Genomic DNA, 19,461 nt, shown 5'->3' with positions numbered 1-19,461 from the left:
TTCCTCCTTCAGCATGTGGAGCGCGAGACGCGCTTTCCGGATAACGCTATAAGCCTGGTCGCTGAGAGTGAGAACGCAAGCCAGCCCGTTAAGATCAGCTATCTTTTAACCAGTCAGCAGTGAAATAAGGATGAATCTGAGATGAATCGCGTATTACTGACCGGTGCCACCGGCTTAGTCGGGTCGCATCTGCTGCGCTTACTGATTGAGGATCCACGCGTCGATGAGATCATCGCGCCAACCCGTCGGCCACTGCCCGCGATGAACAAGGTGGTAAATCCGGTTGAGGCCGATCTCACCGATGTCCTCGGGCCGCTGCAAAGTTCGCTGGACACGGTGTTCTGCTGCCTGGGCACCACGCGTAAGCAGGCGGGCAGTAAACAGGCTTTTATTCACGTTGATTACACCCTGGTGGTGGACAGCGGGTTAAGCGGATTACGTCTGGGGGCGAAGCAGATGCTGGTGGTCAGCGCGCACGGGGCCAGTCGTCACTCGCCGTTTTTGTACAATCGCGTCAAAGGCGAAATGGAGAATGCGCTGCGCCATCAGGGCTGGCCGCGCCTGACGCTGGTGCGGCCTTCATTGCTGCTTGGGGATCGCGCGCAGAAGCGCCGGGGCGAAAGCCTGGCGGGACCGCTGTTTTCGCTGCTGCCGGGCAACTGGCGGGCGGTCAGCGCGCACGACGTGGCACGCTGTCTGCACCAGCAGGCTTTTACGCCGGGGAGTGAGAGCGTAAAAATCATTGAGTCTGGCGAAATTCCGCGCCACTCAGCGTAACTGCCAGATAATCTGATTACGGCTGCCGCGCCATTGCAGCGTGGCATCCTTCTCCTCTTCGACAAAACGGCCATCGATCAGCACGTCGAGATAGACCAGCACAGCGCGCTGCGCCGCATTCAGCTCCTGCATCCGGTAACCGGTCCAGAGCCAGATATCTTTACCGGGACACGTCTGTCGCACCCGTTTCACCAGACGGCGAATGTGCGGCACGTTATGCGGATGCAGCGGATCGCCGCCGCTCAGCGACAATCCCTGGCGCGGAATGCGGGTGTCCTGCAAATCCGCCAGCAGTTGCTCCTCCATCGCAAGCGTAAAGGGCACGCCGGAATCAAGCCGCCAGGTGCTCTGGTTATAGCAGCCGCGGCACTGATGTTCGCAACCAGCGACAAACAGCGTGCAGCGGGTGCCAGGTCCATTAACGATATCCACATCATAGTAGCGATGGATGTGCATCATCCCAGCGGTCCTTCAGACAGATGCTTCACCCGACGCTGCACTTCCTGCTGTTTACCGGCATTAAAGGGCCGCGCATCCGGGCTGCCCAGATAGCCGCAGACCCGCCGGGTAACGGAGACGCGCGCCGGATCGTGGTTGCCGCAATTCGGACAGGTGAAGCCGCGGCTGGTACAGGTGAACTCGCCGTTGAAGCCGCACTCGTAACACTCATCAATCGGGGTATTAGTGCCGTAATAGGGCACGCGGTCGTAGCTGTAATCCCAGACATCCTCCAGCGCCTTGAGGTTGTGCTGCACATTCGGGTATTCGCCGTAACAGATGAATCCGCCATTCGCCAGCGGCGGATAGGGCGCTTCAAAGTCGATTTTGTCGTAAGGATTGACCTTCTTCTCAACGTCGAGATGGAAGCTGTTGGTGTAGTAGCCCTTGTCGGTAACGCCTGGCACCAGACCAAACTGCGCCGCATCAAGACGGCAGAAGCGGTCGCACAGATTCTCGCTTGGCGTGCTGTAAAGGCTGAACCCATAGCCTGTTTCAGCTTTCCAGCGCTCGGTGGCATCGCGCATGTAAGCAATGATCTCTACGCCTTTGGCGCGCAGGGCCGCGTCATCGTAAGGATGCTGATGACCGCCGCTGAGCGCATTCAGGGTTTCATGCAGGCCGATATAGCCCAGCGACAGCGACGCACGGCCATTACGGAAAATAGGACCGACTTCATCATCCGCATTCAGCCGAACGCCACAGGCGCCTTCCATATAGAGGATGGGCGCGACGCGCGCTTTGGTCTTCTCCAGCCGCGCCACCCGCGTCATCAGCGCCCGCTTAGCCAGCTGTAGTCGCGCATCGAGCAGCGTCCAGAAGCGCGCTTCATCCCCGCCCGCTTCCAGTGCGATGCGCGGCAGGTTCAGGCTGATCACCCCGATATTGTTGCGGCCCTCATGAATCTGCTCGCCGTTCTCTTCATAAACGCCCAGGAAACTACGGCAGCCCATTGGGGTTTTAAACGAGCCGGTGACTTTAACCACCTGATCGTAATTGAGGATGTCGGGATACATCCGCTTGCTGGCGCACTCCAGCGCCAGTTGTTTGATGTCGTAATTAACGTCGCCCGCCCGGCGGTTGACGCCTTCGCGAATGCTGAACACCAGTTTAGGGAACACCGCCGTCTTGCGATTTTTACCCAGTCCGGCCAGCCGATTAAGCAGAATCGACTGCTGAATCAGCCGGGCCGCCCAGTCCGTCCCCAGGCCAAAACCAAAGGTGACAAACGGCGTCTGGCCGTTGGCGGTGTGCAGGGTATTCACCTCATACTCCAGCGACTGAAAGGCGTCGTAGCACTCTTTCTCCGTACGCTGGCGCGCATACTGCTCGGCCTGCGGGATCTGCCACTGCTCAGCAATCGCCAGATGCCGGGCATAGCTCTGCTCAACAAACGGGGCCAGCACTTCATCAATACGGTTAATGGTGGTGCCGCCGTAAATATGGCTGGCGACCTGCGCGATGATCTGCGCCGTTACGGCGGTGGCGGTGGCGATCGATTTAGGCGGCTCGATTTCAGCATTGCCCATTTTGAAACCGTTGGTCAGCATGCCTTTCAGATCGATCAGCATGCAGTTGAACATCGGGAAGAAAGGGGAGTAGTCGAGATCGTGATAATGGATCTCGCCGCGCTCGTGCGCCAGCACCACATCGCGCGGCAGGATCTGCTGCTGTGCGTAGTGTTTTGCCACGATCCCAGCCAGCAGATCGCGCTGCGTCGGGATCACTTTGCTGTCTTTGTTAGCATTCTCGTTCAGCAGCGCCGCATTGGTCTGATCGACCAGCCCGCGGATGGCGTGATGTAACTGGCTCTGACGATCGCGGGCGACATCGCGATCGTGGCGGTATTCAATGTAGGCGCGGGCCAGTTGAGGGTAAGGACCCGCCATCAGCGTCTCTTCTACTGCACACTGAATTTCACGGATATCCACTTCCGGACAATCGGCCAGCCGCAATGCCACGCGCTCAGCGACCTGCGCGCACCAGGCCGCGTCTTCTACTTCGGCTGCCCGTGCCGCCGCCGCCACGGCCTGCTCAATACGCTGCGCATCAAAGCCTGTCCGGCATCCATCACGCTTGATTACCACCGTCGCCATTTCTCTCTCCATAAACTACATATAGGGGTCGAAAGGATTCTATTCGCTACATGTAGTGATTGCTGAGAATTATTGCGATCAGATTTGACCTGAAACAAGGAAGCCTCAACCCGCTGGAAAACTCTGGCTGATGTAAAAAATCGGGTGCTGGTTCAGGTTTCCTGCAGGATCCACTGGCGGATTGGCGAGCAGCAACTTTAATCAACGTTCTGCCCTGTCAAAACGTTGACGTTACAAGGATGCCCGCCAATGTGGTTACCCCGTTCTTTGCTCCTGCTCCCGGCCCTCTGCCCGATCGCCCTGGCCAGTCCGCTGCCGCTGATGCCCTGGCCGCAACAGGTGGAACAGCCTGCCAGCGGCGGCACGCTTATCCTGACGCCGCAGCTGACGCTGCAAATCTCTGGCGATCATCTGGCGGGTGCTGATGCGCGCTGGCTGGAGCGGATCAGTAATCAGACCGGCTGGCCGCTGTTGCCCGCCACCCAGCCGATAGCAGCACCGACTATCCGCATCGTCATTGCGAAGGCGGTGGATCCGCTGCCGCTGCCTGATAGCGATGAGAGCTATCAGTTGCAGGTCGATGGCGACGGCGTCCTGTTAACCGCGCCCAGCCGTTTCGGCGCGATGCGCGGCATGGAAACCCTGCTGCAGCTGATACAAAACGGCGCACAGGGGACTACCATTCCTTACGTCACCATCCACGATCATCCGCGCTTTCCGTGGCGCGGCGTGCTGATCGACACGGCGCGTCACTTTATGCCGGTGGAGACGCTTAAACGTCAGATCGACGGCATCGCCGCCGCGCGCATGAACGTCTTTCACTGGCATCTTACTGACGATCAGGGCTGGCGCTTCGCCTCCAGCCACTATCCCCAGCTGCAGCAGAAAGCCAGCGATGGCAACTATTACAGCCAGCAGCAGATGCGGGAGATCGTGAAATATGCCACCGATCGCGGGGTGCGTGTGGTGCCCGAGCTGGATATGCCGGGACATGCGTCCGCGCTGGCGGTGGCGATGCCAGAGCTGATTAGCGCACCCGGACACTATCAGATGGAGCGCGGCTGGGGCGTCTTTAAACCGCTGCTCGATCCCAGCAACGAACAGGTTTATCAGGTGATCGACTCGCTGGTGGGTGAGATGGCGGCGATCTTCCCCGATCCCTGGCTGCACATTGGCGGCGATGAGGTGGATCCGACACAGTGGAACGACTCGCCCACTATCCAGCAGTTTATGCGCGACCACGATCTGAAAGATGCCCATGCGCTTCAGGCGTATTTCAATCAGCGGGTAGAGAAGATCCTGGAAGCCCATCACCGTCAGATGGTGGGCTGGGATGAGATTGCCCATCCCGACTTGCCGCGCAGTATTCTGATCCAGTCGTGGCAGGGCCAGGATGCGCTGAGCGCGCTGGCAAAAGAGAACTACCGCGGCATCCTCTCCACCGGTTTCTACCTTGATCAGCCTCAGCCTGCCAGCTATCACTACCGCAATGAGGTCACGCCACAGGGCCTCAACGGGCAGGATCGTCTGCGGCCAGGCGACCAGGCGCAGAGCTGGTCATTCACCATGCCGCGGCTGAAAGGCAGCCCGGTGAAGGGCAGCTTTACGCTGATACAGGGAGAACCAGGCTGGCGCGGTTTTATCGACTTCGATGGCAAAGCCCGCCGGATGGTCAGTCAGATCAACTGGCTCTCGACGCGGCAGGTGCGGTTTAGCGTGGATAGCTGGATGGGGCCGTTCCAGCCGGTGTTCACGCTGCAACAGAACGCCCTCAAAGGTTATGCAGAGGTAGGCAACGTGCGTTATCCCACTAGCGGTCAACGGCTGGCGCAGCCGCCTGCGGGCATCGCGCCCGCGCTGCCCACACCCGAGCAGGTGCAGCAAAATCTGCTGGGTGGCGAGGCGGCGCTGTGGGCAGAAAACATCAACAGCCAGATTATTGATACCAAATTGTGGCCGCGCGCCTTTGTTGTGGCTGAGCGGTTATGGTCGGCACAGGATGTCACCAATACCGACTCGATGTATTCGCGGCTGGCGGCGATGGATCGCTGGAGCAGCGTGTCGGTCGGAACGCTGCAACACGCGCAGACGGAGCAGCAGATGATGCGGCTGGCCAGTGGGCATGACATCGCCCCACTGCGGGTTCTGGCCGAGGTGCTGGAACCGGCGCAATACTACACGCGTCAGCATCTCAAGTTTCAGGCGGGCCATTACGACTACCATGAACCCCTGAACCGGCTGGCAGATGTACTGCCCGCTGAGAGTGAGGCGGTACGTCAGCTGGAGCAGCAGGTCGCCGTGTTAATCGCCAATCGTAATAATCCGGCTGCCGCCTCTGCGGTTCGCGCGCCGCTGCAGCGCTGGCAGGCTAACACCAGCGCGGTGCTGCCGATCATTAACGCCAGTGCAACGCTGAAGCCGCTGGCACAGAGCGTGCAGCAGATCGAGGCGCTGAGCGCCATGGGCCTCGCGCTGGTTAATGCTTACGTTCGCAATCAGGCGTTTGGTGCCAGTGAAGTGGCGGAGATGCGCGCGACACTGGATGCCGCCGCAGAGGTACAGGATGAAACGGTGATTGCGCTGGTCAGGCCGCTGGAGACGCTGCTGCGCGCCTTTCAGTAAACGCTGCGGCCGGATAAACCGGCCATAGCGTCCTCAGGCCGGGCCGCTGACCGAGTGGCGGCGCACCAGGGTCGGGCTGAACATGTGGGTCACTTCCGGCAGCGGCTGATTGTTGGCCAGCGCCAGCGCCAGCTGGGCCGCCTGCTGCGCCATGGTGACAATCGGATAGCGGATGGTGGTGAGGCGCGGTCGCACATAGCGCGAAACCAGCACATCATCGAAGCCGATCAGTGACATCTCTTCCGGCACCCGAACGCCGTTATCGCTCAGCACCGCCAGCGCACCGGCGGCCATTGAGTCGTTGTAGCAGGCGACGGCGGTGAAATTCTTGCCGCGACCCAGCAGTTCCGTCATCGCCTGCTCACCGCCTACTTCATCTGGTTCGCCCCAGGTGACCAGCCGATCGCTGCACGGCAGGCCATGTTCTTTCAGCGCATCGTAGTAACCCTGCAGGCGATCTTCTGCATCGGAGATAGTGTGGGTCGAGCAGATAAAGGCGATATTCTGGTGGCCAAGCTGGATCAGATGACGGGTTGCCAGCCAGGCGCCGTAGCGATCGTCGAGCGCGATACAGCGCTTTTCAAAGCCTTTTATCAGCCGGTTCAGCAGCACCATGCCAGGCACCTGCTTCATCAGCACTTCCAGCTCTGCATCGGGGATTTTCTTGGCGTGAACCACCAGCGCCGCGCAGCGGTGACGCATCAGTTGTTCAATTGCCTGCCGCTCTTTTTGCTCATTATGGTAACCGTTACCAATCAGCAAAAAGTTACCGGTGTCACCTGCCACCTCATCCACGGCTTTTACCATTGCGCCAAAAAAGGGATCGGAGACGTCACCGACAATCAGGCCGAGCGTTTCGGTCGATTGCTGCGCCAGCGCGCGTGCGTTGGCATTCGGGTGATACTGAAGCTGCTCCATCGCCTGACCTACGGCCTGTCGGGAGCTGTCGCTGGCTTTGGGAGAATTATTGATTACACGGGAGACTGTGGCGACAGAAACGCCAGCCAGTCGCGCAACATCCTTTATGGTAGCCATGCGTTGACCTGCTTTGGGGAAAACGTTTACACATCGCATCAGTGTTACGGAAAAGGGCGGACACATCAACCCGACAGAATGCCAGCGTCGTCGCAAAAAGGGGTAAAAACGGTCACTGCTGCACGTCTTCTGCTGAGGCGTCGCACCATGCTATGCTCAATCTCCCACCTGGCTACCGTGAAAAACAACGATGAAAACCAAAGTGCCACATCTGGCGCACTGGGGCGCCTTTACCGCCGTCACTGAAAACGATCGTCTGATTGGCTGCGAACCTTTCTTCGCCGATGCCGATCCGTCACCGATGATCCACACCATTCCTGAACTGGTCTATTCCGACAAACGCATTCGTCAGCCGATGGTGCGGCGTTCGTGGCTGAAGTCACGCGAAAAGAGCGACCGTACGCTGCGTGGCCGGGAAGATTTTGTTGCCGTCGACTGGGAAACCGCACTGGATCTGGTGGCGGAGGAGAATCGCCGCATTCGCGAGCGCTATGGCGCATCGGGCATTTTCAACGGCTCCTACGGCTGGTCATCGGCCGGACGTGTTAACCATGCCCGCACCCTGATTCGTCGCTTCTACTTTCAGGGCGGCGGCGGCGTTGATCAGCAGGGTAACTACAGTTGGGGCGCCGCGCAGTTCTTCCTGCCCTATGTGATTGGCACCTACATGCCGCTGACCGGGCGCGTCACCGAATGGCCGCAGGTGGTGGAACATGCCGAAATTTTTGTCGCCTTTGGTGGGCTGGCGCTGAAAAACGCCCAGGTCGCCTCGGGGGGCGCAGGGCAGCACAGCCTGAAACCGGCGCTGATGCAGCTGGCGGCCAAAGGCACGCCGGTGATCAACATCAGCCCGATGCGCGATGACTGCCCGGAATTTGTTAACGCCGAGTGGATTCCGATTCGCCCCAACACCGACGTGGCGCTGATGCTTGCGCTGGGACATGAGATCACCCAGCGCGGCGCGGTTGACGAAGCGTTTCTCGCCAGCCACTGCACCGGCTGGCCGCAGCTGCGCGCCTATCTGCTGGGCGAAACCGACGGCGTGGCGAAAACCGCCGGCTGGGCCAGCCGTATCACCGGCATCCCGGCCGATCGCATTGTGCATCTGGCGCAGCAGCTCACCGGCAAGCGCAGCTTTATTACCTGCTCCTATTCCGTTCAGCGCGCCCATCGCGGCGAGCAGCCTTACTGGATGATGATTGCGCTGTCGTCGATGCTCGGCCAGCCAGGCCTGCCGGGCGCAGGTTTCTCTTTTGGTCACGGTTCGATGAACAGCGTCGGCAACCCGCGCCAGGAAGGTCCGGCTCCGATGATGAGCACCGGCCCCAATCCTTCCGGGCTGTCGATTCCGGTGGCGCGGATCAGCGATATGCTGCTCAATCCCGGCCAGCCTTACCGCTTTCAGGGCGAAACCCTGCACTATCCCGACATTCACATGGTGCACTGGGCGGGCGGCAATCCTTTCCATCATCACCAGCAGCTCAACCGGCTGGTGGAGGGCTGGCAGCGGCCCGATACGGTCGTGGTGCAGGATATCGTCTGGACACCCGCCGCGCAGATGGCGGACATCGTACTGCCCGCGACCACCACGCTGGAGCGCAATGACATCGGCGGCTCCTCCCGTGACCGCTTTGTGCTGGCGATGCATCAGGCGATTAAACCGCAGCATCAGGCGCGCAACGACTTCGATATTTTTGCTGACCTGGCGGAGCGCCTCGGCTACCGCGATACCTTCACCGAAGGGCGCAACGAGATGCAGTGGATCGCCCATCTTTATCAGCAGTGTGCGACGGCGCATCAGCGTAAAGGCATCGATTTCCCGTCGTTTGAGGAGTTCTGGCAGCGCGGCTTTGTGGAGATCCCCGAAGGGGGCAAACCCTATCAGTTTATGGATGATTTCCGTGCCGATCCGCAGGCCAATCCGATTAAAACTGCCAGCGGCAAAATCGAGCTCTTCAGCCAGACCATTGCGGACTACCAGCTGGACGATTTCGCCGGCCATCCGGAATGGCGTGAACCCCAGGAGTGGCTCGGTTCGCCGGTCAGCCGCGACTATCCGCTGCACATGCTCTCGATTCAGCCTTCCGACCGGTTACACAGTCAGCTGGATGCTACAGAAACGGTGCAGGGCAATAAAACCGCCGGACACGAAACGCTCTACATGCATCCGCAGGATGCGGCCGCGCGCGGGCTGGTAGAGGGCGACGAGATAGAGGTGAGCAACGCACGCGGCGTGATGCTGGCGGGCGTGCGGATCACCGATGGCGTGACGCAGGGCGTGGTGATTATCGCCACCGGCGCCTGGTTTGATCCCGGCTTTGGCAAGGCGTGGCAGCCGCACGATCGCGCGGGTAACCCCAACGTGCTGACGCTCGACATCGGCACCTCGTCGCTGACGCAGGGGCCAAACGCCATGAGCTGCCTGGTGGAAATCAAAAAACATCAGGATTGCACAATAGCGTAAGGATCTCATGGCTGGTTACATTTTGCCGGTAACTGTTGCGTTTGAGAGATGGCAGCCGATCGATCCCTCTTGCTACATTCAGGGTCCCAGAGGTATTGATGGGTGAACATCAATAGATTTTCTTGATTACACCAACCTGCGCAGATGCGCAGGTTTTTTTTTGCCAGAAATCGGCTGCCGATAACGAACTGATACACAGTTTTCCTGTTATACGGCCAGCGCTTTCTTTATAACTGCTGGCACCAGCCCCTTTCTCTTTATTTTGCGCAGCGGAATGCCATGCCCCGGATTAAAAAACTACTGGGAAAAGACCAGATAAAAGCGCCGTTTAACCCTTTTCGTTTCCGACTGATCTGCCTGGGTGTCACGACCTGTCTGGTGGTGCTGCTGGCGCGCGTCGCGGACCTGCAGTTCCTGAATCAGCCGATGCTGGAGCACGAAGCGGATCAGCGATCGCTGCGTACCGTGACGCTGCCGACCAGTCGCGGCACGCTGCTGGATCGTAACGGTGAAGCGCTGGCGCTCAGCGTCCCGTCGCGCGACGTGATTGCCGATCCGCAGCGTGTGCTGGAGAGCAACCCCGATTTTACCAGTGCCAAATGGGCCTATCTGGCGGCGGCGCTTAACACCCGTCCCGAAGAGCTGGCGGCGCAGATCACCGCCAACCCGAAACGTCGCTTCCTCTATCTGGGGCGTAAAGTCGAGCTGGGCATCGCCAAAGATATTAAAGAGCTGAAGCTGAAAGGCATCAGCGAAGTCTATGACGACAGCCGTTTCTATCCGATGAGCGAGGCCTCTGCGCCGCTGATCGGCATCGTCGGGGCGGATAACGTCGGCCTGAATGGACTGGAAAAGGGCTTTGATAAAGTATTGCAGGGCGAGCCGGGCAAAGAGGTCTATCGGCAGGATGCCGCGGGCAATATCATCGCGATGATCAACTATCAGCCGCCGACCCAGCCGCCGACGGTACAGCTCAGCATCGACAAATATGACCAGTACACGCTCTACAGCAAACTGCGCGACGGCGTACTGATCAACAAGGCGGACTCGGGTGCGGCCGTGCTGGTGAAAATCGACACCGGCGAGATTCTGGCGATGGCCTCCTATCCGTCGTTCAACCCCAACAACTATGAAGGGGCAACGCCCGCGCAGATGCGTAACTCTGCCATCAATGACAGCTACGAACCGGGATCGACCGTCAAACCGTTAGTGGTGATGGAAGCGCTGGAGCGCCACCTGGTGCGCCCGGATTCGGTGATCGACACCACGCCTTACAGCGTTAACGGCCACCTGATCCGCGACGTCGGCCACTGGCCGCGCCTGACCATGACCGGCATTCTGCAAAAATCGAGCGACATCGGCGTGTCACACCTCGCGCTGGCAATGCCCGCCGAAGCGCTGGTCAACACCTATCATGCGTTCGGCCTTGGCAAACCGACCGGCTTAGGGCTGACCGGCGAAAGCGTCGGCTACTTTCCGTTGCACCGCACCCGCTGGGCAGATATCGAGCGGGCCACCTTCTCCTTTGGCTATGGCCTGCGTGTGACGCCGCTGCAGATTGCCCGCGAATACGCCACGCTCGGCTCCTATGGCATTTACCGTCCGCTGTCGATCACCCGCGTTACGCCACCGGTCATGGGACGCCAGGTCGCCAACCCGGAAACGGTGAAAGAGGTGGTGCACATGCTGGAGAGTGACGTCCTGCCGGGCGGAACCGGGCTGAAAGCTGCGGTGCCGGGCTACCGTCTGGCAACCAAAACCGGTACGGCGGAAAAAATGGGCACCAGCGGCAAGTATGATGGCGGCTACGTCAACTACACCGCCGGTCTCGCTCCCGCCAGCCATCCTGAAGTGGCGCTGGTGGTGATGATCAACCATCCGACGGCGGGCGATCACTTCGGTGGCTCGGTTGCTGCGCCGGTGTTCGGCAATATCATGGGACCGGTACTGAAACACATGAATATTGCACCGGATGCCATCTACACCAAACCGGCGGCCACTCCTTCAGATAAATCTTAGATAAATCAGAGTGTAAGCGAGGCGTGAAGGATATTCACACCTCGTTGCACTTCCCCGAATTCGGTTGCGTTTTCCTGCTGTCTCCGCGCGGTCAATCAGTGCGAGGATAGCAGTCCCAGAGGTATTGATGGGTGTGAAAACAACACTGCTTCGGCAGTGAGACCCTGTTATTACACCAACCCACGCAGATGCGTGGGTTTTTTTTGCCTGCTTGCCTGAGCCTGCCGTTACCGCTGTAAAAACCCCCGCTAAATCAACATCGTTCTTAACGAAACCCTGACAGTTTGCCAATAGAAAGGCGCGTCGCCTTTCACTGATAATGGCCGCCGTGAAGCCTGGCGGTTTTTTGTCCGCCGCCGCTCACTGCCGCATTCCGCACGTTCCGGGATTTCTTTTTCTGCTTATCTGAAGAGTTCGACGATGACTCACCTTTCTCGCCCCGCGCGTTCCTTTGGGCTTAAATGGCTGCTTCTGTTGCTGATGGCGGCGATTGTCGCTGGGGTTATCTGGCGTCTGCTGGCGGCGGGTCACGGGCCTGGCGAGGGGATGCCGTCGGGCAGACCGGGTGCGCATGGCATGATGGGCGGAGGGGCGACGCTGGTTCACAGCGGTGTCGCCAGCACGGCGGATGTGCCGGTGTGGCTGAATGCGCTCGGCACGGTCATCCCCAACGCCAGCGTCACGGTGACCAGCCGCGTTGACGGCCAGCTGGAGCAGGTTTTCTTTACTGAGGGGCAAAAAGTCAGCGCCGGGCAGCTGCTGGCGCAGATCGATCCGCGCAGCTTTCAGGCCACGCTGAACCAGTATCAGGGCGAACTCAGTGAAAACCAGGCGCTGCTGAAAAGTGCGGAGCTGACGCTGGCGCGCTACCGCAAACTGGCGGCGCAGGATGCACTGGCGCGTCAGGATCTGGACAGCCAGATTGCCACTGTCGGGCAGTATCGCGGTGCCGTCGCCGCCGATCAGGCGCAGATCGCCAGTGCGAAACTCAGCATTGAATATGCCCGGATCACCGCCCCGATCAGCGGGCGCGTCGGCCTGCGTCAGGTCGATCCCGGCAACATGGTTCAGAGTGCCAGCAGCACCGGCCTGGTGACTATTACCCAGATGCAGCCCGCCGCCGTGACCTTTAGCGTGCCACAAAGCGAAATCCCGACGCTGGTCAGCGTGCTGCATCAGGGGCAGAGCCTGCCCGCCACGCTGTATGATCAGGACAACCAGCATCAGCTCGGCAGCGGCGAAGTGAAGTTCATCAGCAACCAGATCGACACCGCCACCGGCACCGTGGCGCTGAAAGCGGTGTTCGCTAACCAGGATGAGTCGCTGTTTGCCAATCAGTTTGTGAATCTGCGGCTGCAGACCCGGGTGCTGAAAGGCGCGACGGTGATCCCGGCCCAGGCGCTGCAGCTGAGCAGCGACGGCAGTTTTGTCTTTGTGATCAATCAGGATCACAGCGTCACGCGCAAAGCGGTCATCACCGGTCCCGCTTTCGGAGACGATCAGCAGGCGATCCTCAGCGGCGTTTCGCCGGGCGATCGGCTGTTGACGGAAGGGATCGATCGTCTGACCAGCGGCAGCAAAGTGTCGCTGGCCGATGAGACGCCCGCCGCTGCGGGTGCTGTGTTGAAATGAACCCGTCGCGCCTGTTTATTCTGCGTCCGGTCGCCACCATTCTGCTGATGGTCGGCGTGCTGATCGCCGGCATTTTTGCCTGGAAATTCCTCTCAACCTCGGCGCTGCCGCAGGTCGACTATCCGATCATTCAGGTCACCACGCTCTATCCGGGTGCCAGCCCGGATGTGATGGCGTCGTCGGTCACCTCACCGCTGGAGCGCCAGTTAGGGCAGATGGCGGGACTGAGCCAGATGAGCTCCACCAGCGCCAGCGGCTCGTCGATCATTACCCTGAAGTTCAGCCTCGATCTGTCGCTGGATGTCGCAGAACAGGAGGTGCAGGCGGCGATCAATGCGGCGAATAATCTGCTGCCCGACGACCTGCCCAATCCGCCGACCTACAAAAAGGTCAATCCGGCGGACAGCGCGGTGGTAACGCTGGCAGCCAGCTCCAGCACGCTGCCGTTGACCGCGGTGCAGGATCTGGTCAACACCCGGGTGGCGCTGAAGCTGTCGCAGATCTCCGGCGTCGGGATGGTGACGCTGGCGGGCGGCCACCAGCCGGCGATTCGGGTGCAGATGAATCCTCAGGCGCTGGCGGCGCATCATCTGACGCTGGAGGCGGTAAATACGCTGATTGGCAACAGCAACGTCAATGGCTCCAAAGGCGGCTTTGACGGGAAATATCATTCGGTGACCATTGACGCCAACGACCAGCTGCGCACCGCAACCGAGTACGGGAACCTGATCCTCAGCTATGAGAATGGCGCGGCGCTGCGCCTGAAAGATATCGCCCACATTGAACAGGGCCCGGAAAACAGCTTCCAGTCGGCGTGGGCCAACAACCAGCCCGCGATTGTAATCAGCGTGCAGCGTCAGCCGGGCGCGAACGTGATCCAGGTGGTGGACAACATCAAGGCGCAGCTCCCCGCGCTGCAGGCGGCACTGCCGGAGGGGGTGAAGATGACCATTCTCTCCGATCGCACCCAGACCATTCGCGCCTCGATCAGCGACGTGCAGTTTGAACTGATGCTGTCGATTGCGCTGGTGGTGATGGTGACTTTCCTGTTCCTGCGCAACGTTGCTGCCACGCTGATTCCGAGCGTGGCAGTGCCGCTGTCGCTGGTCGGCACCTTTGGTGTGATGTATCTGGCGGGCTTCAGCCTGAATAATCTGTCGCTGATGGCGCTGACCATCGCCACCGGTTTTGTCATTGATGACGCTATTGTGGTGGTCGAGAACATCTCCCGGCGGCTGGAGCAGGGCGAGTCACCGATGGAAGCCGCGCTGAAAGGCTCACAGCAGATTGGCTTCACCATCATCTCGCTGACCTTTTCGCTGATTGCGGTGCTGATCCCGCTGCTGTTTATGGGCGATGTGGTCGGGCGACTGTTCCGGGAGTTCGCGATTACGCTGGCGGTGGCGATTCTGGTGTCAATGCTGGTGTCGCTGACCCTGACACCGATGCTGTGTGCATATCTGCTGCGCCACATTCCGCCAGAACAGCAGTCGACGTTTGCCCGCAAGGGCGGCGAACTGTTTGATGCCCTGGTGCGCGGCTATGACCGGCTGCTGACCGTGGTGCTGAACCATCAGAAACTGACGCTGATGGTGGCGCTGGCCACCTTCGGGCTGACGGCGCTGCTCTACATGATGGTGCCGAAAGGCTTCTTCCCGACCCAGGATACCGGGCTGATTCAGGGCATTACCGTCGCCTCACAGGACGTCTCGTTTAACGCCATGGCAACGCGGCAGCAGGCGTTGTCGGCGCGGATCCTGAAAAACCCGGCGGTGGAGAGCGTCTCATCGACGATCGGCATCGACGGCACCAACACCAGCCTTAACAGCGGGCGGTTGCAGATCAACCTGAAGCCGTTTGGCTCGCGTGATGTGAAAGCGGGTGAGGTGATTAAACAACTGCAACAGGCGACCGCCGATGTGCCGGGCATCCGGCTCTATCTGCAACCGGCGCAGGATCTCACCGTCAACGATCAGGTCTCGCCGAGTCAGTATCAGTTCACCCTCGATGATGCCGACAGTGAAAATCTGGTCAGCGAGTCGCCGAAACTGGTGGCGGCATTGCAGCAGCGGCCCGAGTTTAATGGCGTGGTGAGTAACCTGCAGGATCAGGGGCGCGTCTCTTACGTTGAGCTGAACCGCGATAAAGCGGCGCGCTTCGGCATTACTGCCTCGGACGTGGACACCGCGCTCTATAACGCCTTTGGTCAGCGGCTGGTCTCGACCATCTTCACCCAGTCGAATCAGTATCGGGTGGTGCTGGAAGTGGCTCCGGCATACCAGCAGGGTCCGGCGTCGTTTGATGATGTCTGGCTGCAATCGTCCGGCAGCAGCAGTTCGGCGTCGTCATCCACCAGCACGGCTTCATCAGCGTCTTCGTCAACATCATCGTCTTCGTCAACGTCCACTTCAGCCTCTGACACCAGCGCCAGCACGACCAGCAGCGGCATGGTCAAACTCACCTCTATCGCCACTATCCACCAGCGCACCGGTTCGCTGATGCACATGCGGCTGAATCAGTTCCCGGCGGTGATGATCTCCTTCAACCTTAATCCGGGCTATTCGCTTGAGGATGGACAGCGGGCGATCGCGGACGTGCGGGAGCAGCTGCATCTGCCGGAGAGCACCACGCTGCGTTATCAGGGGGAAACCTCGGCGTTTCAGAGCGCTACCGGCAACACGCTGTGGCTGATTCTGGCGGCGCTGATCACCATGTATGTGGTGCTCGGCATCCTCTACGAGAGCTTTATCCATCCGGTGACCATCCTCTCTACGCTGCCGTCGGCGGCGGTGGGCGCGTTGCTGACGCTGCTGCTGGCGGGCACCGAATTCAGCCTGATTGCGCTGATTGGGGTGATACTGCTGATCGGCATCGTGAAAAAGAACGCCATCATGATGATCGACTTCGCGCTGGAGGCGGAACACCATCAGCAACTCAGCGCGCGCGACGCGATTCATCAGGCCTGCCTGCTGCGCTTCCGCCCGATTCTGATGACGACGATGGCGGCGCTGCTGGGTGCGCTGCCGCTGATGCTGGCCTCCGGCTCCGGGGCAGAGCTGCGTCAGCCGCTGGGGCTGGTGATTGTCGGCGGGCTGATTGTCAGTCAGGTGCTGACACTCTTCTCCACGCCGGTCATCTACCTCCTGTTTGATGGGCTGGCGCAGCGCGGTAACGCCTGGGTGAAACGCCGTCAGCAGCGGGCGCGGAGCGGGCAATGAATCTGACCCGGCTGTTTATCTTTCGTCCGGTGGCGACGCTGCTGCTGACGCTGGCGATCCTGCTGCTGGGCGCGCTGGGCTACCGGCTGCTGCCGGTAGCACCGCTGCCGCAGGTCGATTTTCCTACCATCATGGTCAGCGCCAGCCTGGCAGGCGCCAGCCCGGAAACCATGGCGGCGACGGTCGCTACGCCGCTGGAACGTTCGCTGGGGCAGATTGCCGGTATCAGTGAGATGACCTCCAGCAGCTCGCAGGGCTCCAGCAGCATCATCCTGCAGTTTGAACTGGACCGCGATATCAATGGCGCGGCGCGCGACGTGCAGGCGGCAATCAACGCGGCGCGCAGCCTGCTGCCCAGCGCAATGGCCTCGCTGCCGACCTATCGCAAAGCCAACCCGTCAGACGCGCCAATAGTAATGCTGGCGCTGACCTCTGCCACCCGCACGCCAGGCGAGCTCTACGATCTGGCGGAGAGCAAAATCGAACAGGCGATGGGGCAGGTACAGGGCGTCGGCGAAGTGTCGCTGATGGGCAGCGCCTTACCGGCGGTGCGGATTGATCTGCAGCCGCTGAAGCTGACCCATTACGGCATCTCGCTGGAGACGGTGCGTGCCGCCGTCGCCAACAGCACCACTAATCTGCCTAAAGGGATCTTACAGAGCAGTGACCAGTCGTGGCTGGTGGACAGCAACGGCCAGCTGGAGAAGGCCGCCAGCTACCGCGATTTGATCATCACTTATCAGCAGGGCAACGCGGTGCGACTGCGCGACGTCGCCACGGTCTATGACTCGGTGGAAGATCGCTATCAGGCAGGGTTTCTGAATGCCACACCGGCGGTGATGATCGGTATCAAACGTCAGGCGGGTGCCAATATGCTGGAAACCATCGACGCGATAAAAGCGCAGTTGCCACAGCTTGAAAAGAGCCTGCCCGCTGACAGCCAGCTGAAGGTGGTGGTTGACCGTTCGCCTGGCGTGCGCGCCTCGCTGTATGACACCGAAGAGACGCTGCTGATCGCGGTGCTGCTGGTGATTGCGGTGGTGTTTGTTTTTCTGCGCAATCTGCAGGCGGTGATCATTCCGGCGCTGGCACTGCCGGTGTCGCTGATCGGCACCTGCGCGGTGATGTATCTGCTGGGATACAGCCTGGATAACCTGTCGCTGATGGCGCTGATTATCGCCACCGGCTTCGTGGTGGATGATGCGATTGTGGTGCTGGAGAACATCACCCGTCACATTGAGCGCGGGCTGAGCCCGCTGCGGGCAGCGCTGCGCGGGGCGCAGGAGGTGAGCTTTACCGTGCTGTCGATGACCGTGTCGCTGATCGCGGTGTTCATCCCGATCCTGCTGATGGGCAGCATTGTCGGGCGGCTGTTCCGCGAATTCGCCGTGACGCTCACCGTGTCGCTGCTGATCTCACTGTTTGTCTCGCTGAGTCTGACGCCGATGCTCTGCGCCCGCCTGCTGAAACCAAAGCCGCCCGTCAGCCAGCGGCCGCATCCGCTTTATCAGTTGATTGAAAACCAGCTGAATCGCCTGCTGGCCGCCTACGGGCGCGGGCTGGCCTGGGTGATGCGCCATCAGAAACTGACGCTGCTCAGCCTGCTGCTGACCGTACTACTGAATGTTTTTCTCTTCGTCGTGGTGCAGAAGGGCTTCTTCCCCAATCAGGATACCGGGCTGCTGATGGGTGCGCTGCGCGCCGATCAGAACATCTCGTTCCAGGCGATGAAGCCGAAAATGCTGATGTTCACGCAGATCATTCAGGAAGATCCGGCGGTAGAGAGTGTGATGTCGTCGATGGGCAGCGGGATGTTTGGCTCCCGCAACAGCGCCAACTTCTTTGTGCGGCTTAAAGATTTTGATCAGCGCGATGCGACCGCCACCGAGGTGGCCAACCGGCTGACGCGCAAAACCAGTCACATCGCCGGGGCGCAGATGTTCCTGATGGCGGCGCAGGACCTGCACATTGGCGGACGCAGCGCCAACGCCACATATCAGTACAGCCTGCAGGCGGACGATCTCGATCTGCTGCGCACCTGGACGCCGAAAGTGCAGGCGGCGCTGGCGGCGATCCCCGAGCTTAACAGCGTGGACTCCGATTCGCAGACCGGCGGCCAGGAGGTAGAGCTGAACATCGATCGTGATCGCGCTACCCGGCTGGGCGTCAACGTGAACATGCTGGATACGCTGCTGAACAATGCGTTCAGCCAGCGGCAGATCGCCACGCTCTATCACACCCTGAATCAGTATCACGTGGTGATGTCACTGCAGGATAGCGACACCGCCAATCCCGAGACGCTGCAGCAGCTTTATGTGATTAACGACAGCGGTGACCGCGTGCCGCTCTCCGCCTTTGCCCGCTTCAGCGGCGGCAACGCGCCGCTGTCGGTGGCGCATCAGGGCCAGGCCGCGACCAGCACCCTGGCGTTTAATCTCAACGAGGGTGTGTCACTGGAACAGGCGCAGGAACTGATAAAACAGGCGATGGCGAAGCTGGGCCTGCCGTCGACCCTTCATGCCGGTTTTGCCGGCACCGCCGCCGCCTTTTCTCAGCTGACCGCGACCATGCCGTGGCTGATTCTGGCGGCGCTGGCGGCGGTCTATCTTGTGCTCGGCGTGCTCTATGAGAGCTACATTCATCCGCTGACCATTCTTTCGACCCTGCCGTCAGCGGGCGTCGGCGCGCTGTTACTGCTGCTGCTGACCGGCACGCAGCTCACGGTGATCGCGCTGATTGGCATCATCCTGCTGATCGGCATCGTGAAAAAGAACGCCATCATGATGATCGATTTCGCCATCGACGCGGAGCGGCAGCAGGGCATGTCGCCACAGCAGGCGATCACCCAGGCGTGCCTGATGCGCTTCCGGCCCATCATGATGACCACGCTGGCCGCCTTTTTCGGCGCGTTGCCGCTGGCGCTGGGCAGCGGCGGTGATGCCGATCTGCGCAGCCCGCTGGGCATCGCTATCGCGGGCGGACTGGCGCTCAGCCAGCTGCTGACGCTGTTTACCACGCCGGTTGTTTATCTTTGGCTCGATCGTCTGGGCCGTGCCACTCAACGTCAATGGCGTCGTCTGCGCCCTACGGAATCCTGATC

The 19,461-nt window shown here is 60.3% G+C and carries 10 protein-coding genes; 7 read left to right on the top strand and 3 right to left on the bottom strand.

Features of this window, described 5'->3' with window-relative positions; translation table 11 throughout:
- Nucleotides 1-141: 141 nt before the first annotated feature.
- A complete protein-coding gene (locus tag OK412_RS15665) occupies nucleotides 142-777 on the top strand; it encodes an NAD(P)H-binding protein (RefSeq protein WP_022625290.1) in 636 nt (211 codons plus the stop codon).
- Here the strand turns inward: OK412_RS15665 and nrdG are convergent.
- Together nrdG and nrdD are read right to left on the bottom strand one after the other, a co-directional pair.
- Nucleotides 769-1,236, bottom strand: coding sequence for an anaerobic ribonucleoside-triphosphate reductase-activating protein (gene nrdG / locus OK412_RS15660; RefSeq protein WP_022625291.1), 468 nt, complete (start codon nucleotides 1,234-1,236; stop codon nucleotides 769-771). The genes OK412_RS15665 and nrdG overlap by 9 nt on opposite strands.
- Nucleotides 1,233-3,371: an anaerobic ribonucleoside-triphosphate reductase gene (gene nrdD, locus OK412_RS15655; RefSeq protein WP_033759656.1), complete on the bottom strand. Its 2,139-nt coding sequence runs from the start codon at nucleotides 3,369-3,371 to the stop codon at nucleotides 1,233-1,235. Before nrdD ends, nrdG begins: the two co-directional genes overlap by 4 nt.
- Before the next feature lie 249 nt (nucleotides 3,372-3,620).
- Between nrdD and OK412_RS15650 the strand changes: the two genes are divergently transcribed.
- Nucleotides 3,621-5,993 carry a beta-N-acetylhexosaminidase gene (locus OK412_RS15650; protein ID WP_264353342.1) on the top strand — a complete coding sequence of 791 codons (2,373 nt, stop codon included), beginning with the start codon at nucleotides 3,621-3,623 and terminating at the stop codon, nucleotides 5,991-5,993.
- A 33-nt stretch (nucleotides 5,994-6,026) separates the two neighbouring features.
- Here OK412_RS15650 and galR read toward each other — a convergent pair whose 3' ends face one another.
- Complete coding sequence (galR, locus tag OK412_RS15645) at nucleotides 6,027-7,028, bottom strand: HTH-type transcriptional regulator GalR (RefSeq protein WP_010251726.1); 1,002 nt, start codon at nucleotides 7,026-7,028, stop codon at nucleotides 6,027-6,029.
- Nucleotides 7,029-7,218: 190 nt separating this feature from the next.
- Between galR and OK412_RS15640 the strand changes: the two genes are divergently transcribed.
- From OK412_RS15640 to OK412_RS15620, 5 genes are all read left to right on the top strand, one after another.
- On the top strand, nucleotides 7,219-9,492 hold the full coding sequence (locus OK412_RS15640; protein WP_264353341.1) for a molybdopterin guanine dinucleotide-containing S/N-oxide reductase: 2,274 nt from the start codon (nucleotides 7,219-7,221) through the stop codon (nucleotides 9,490-9,492).
- Nucleotides 9,493-9,771: 279 nt separating this feature from the next.
- Nucleotides 9,772-11,511 (top strand): penicillin-binding transpeptidase domain-containing protein, encoded by a 1,740-nt coding sequence (locus OK412_RS15635; protein ID WP_010251720.1) that lies wholly within the window; start codon nucleotides 9,772-9,774, stop codon nucleotides 11,509-11,511.
- Between the two features lie 420 nt (nucleotides 11,512-11,931).
- Complete coding sequence (locus OK412_RS15630) at nucleotides 11,932-13,143, top strand: efflux RND transporter periplasmic adaptor subunit (protein ID WP_264353340.1); 1,212 nt, start codon at nucleotides 11,932-11,934, stop codon at nucleotides 13,141-13,143.
- On the top strand, nucleotides 13,140-16,361 hold the full coding sequence (locus tag OK412_RS15625) for an efflux RND transporter permease subunit (RefSeq protein ID WP_264353339.1): 3,222 nt from the start codon (nucleotides 13,140-13,142) through the stop codon (nucleotides 16,359-16,361). Before OK412_RS15630 ends, OK412_RS15625 begins: the two co-directional genes overlap by 4 nt.
- A complete protein-coding gene (locus OK412_RS15620) occupies nucleotides 16,358-19,459 on the top strand; it encodes a multidrug efflux RND transporter permease subunit (protein WP_264353338.1) in 3,102 nt (1,033 codons plus the stop codon). Before OK412_RS15625 ends, OK412_RS15620 begins: the two co-directional genes overlap by 4 nt.
- Nucleotides 19,460-19,461 lie beyond the last annotated feature (2 nt).

Origin of the sequence: Pantoea sp. JV6 (assembly GCF_025910055.1) — a bacterium.
In the GTDB taxonomy this organism is placed as follows: Bacteria; Pseudomonadota; Gammaproteobacteria; order Enterobacterales; family Enterobacteriaceae; genus Pantoea; species Pantoea agglomerans.
Note: the sequence above shows the minus strand (reverse complement) of the source record. Positions and strands in the feature narration are given on the sequence as shown.

Coding starts and splice junctions, on each gene's coding strand:
- OK412_RS15635 (WP_010251720.1), top strand. CDS start 9,772: ATGCCCCGGATTAAAAAACTACTGGGAAAAGACCAGATAAAAGCGCCG.
- OK412_RS15650 (WP_264353342.1), top strand. CDS start 3,621: ATGTGGTTACCCCGTTCTTTGCTCCTGCTCCCGGCCCTCTGCCCGATC.
- OK412_RS15640 (WP_264353341.1), top strand. CDS start 7,219: ATGAAAACCAAAGTGCCACATCTGGCGCACTGGGGCGCCTTTACCGCC.
- OK412_RS15630 (WP_264353340.1), top strand. CDS start 11,932: ATGACTCACCTTTCTCGCCCCGCGCGTTCCTTTGGGCTTAAATGGCTG.
- OK412_RS15665 (WP_022625290.1), top strand. CDS start 142: ATGAATCGCGTATTACTGACCGGTGCCACCGGCTTAGTCGGGTCGCAT.
- galR (WP_010251726.1), bottom strand. CDS start 7,028: ATGGCTACCATAAAGGATGTTGCGCGACTGGCTGGCGTTTCTGTCGCC.
- nrdD (WP_033759656.1), bottom strand. CDS start 3,371: ATGGCGACGGTGGTAATCAAGCGTGATGGATGCCGGACAGGCTTTGAT.
- OK412_RS15625 (WP_264353339.1), top strand. CDS start 13,140: ATGAACCCGTCGCGCCTGTTTATTCTGCGTCCGGTCGCCACCATTCTG.
- OK412_RS15620 (WP_264353338.1), top strand. CDS start 16,358: ATGAATCTGACCCGGCTGTTTATCTTTCGTCCGGTGGCGACGCTGCTG.
- nrdG (WP_022625291.1), bottom strand. CDS start 1,236: ATGATGCACATCCATCGCTACTATGATGTGGATATCGTTAATGGACCT.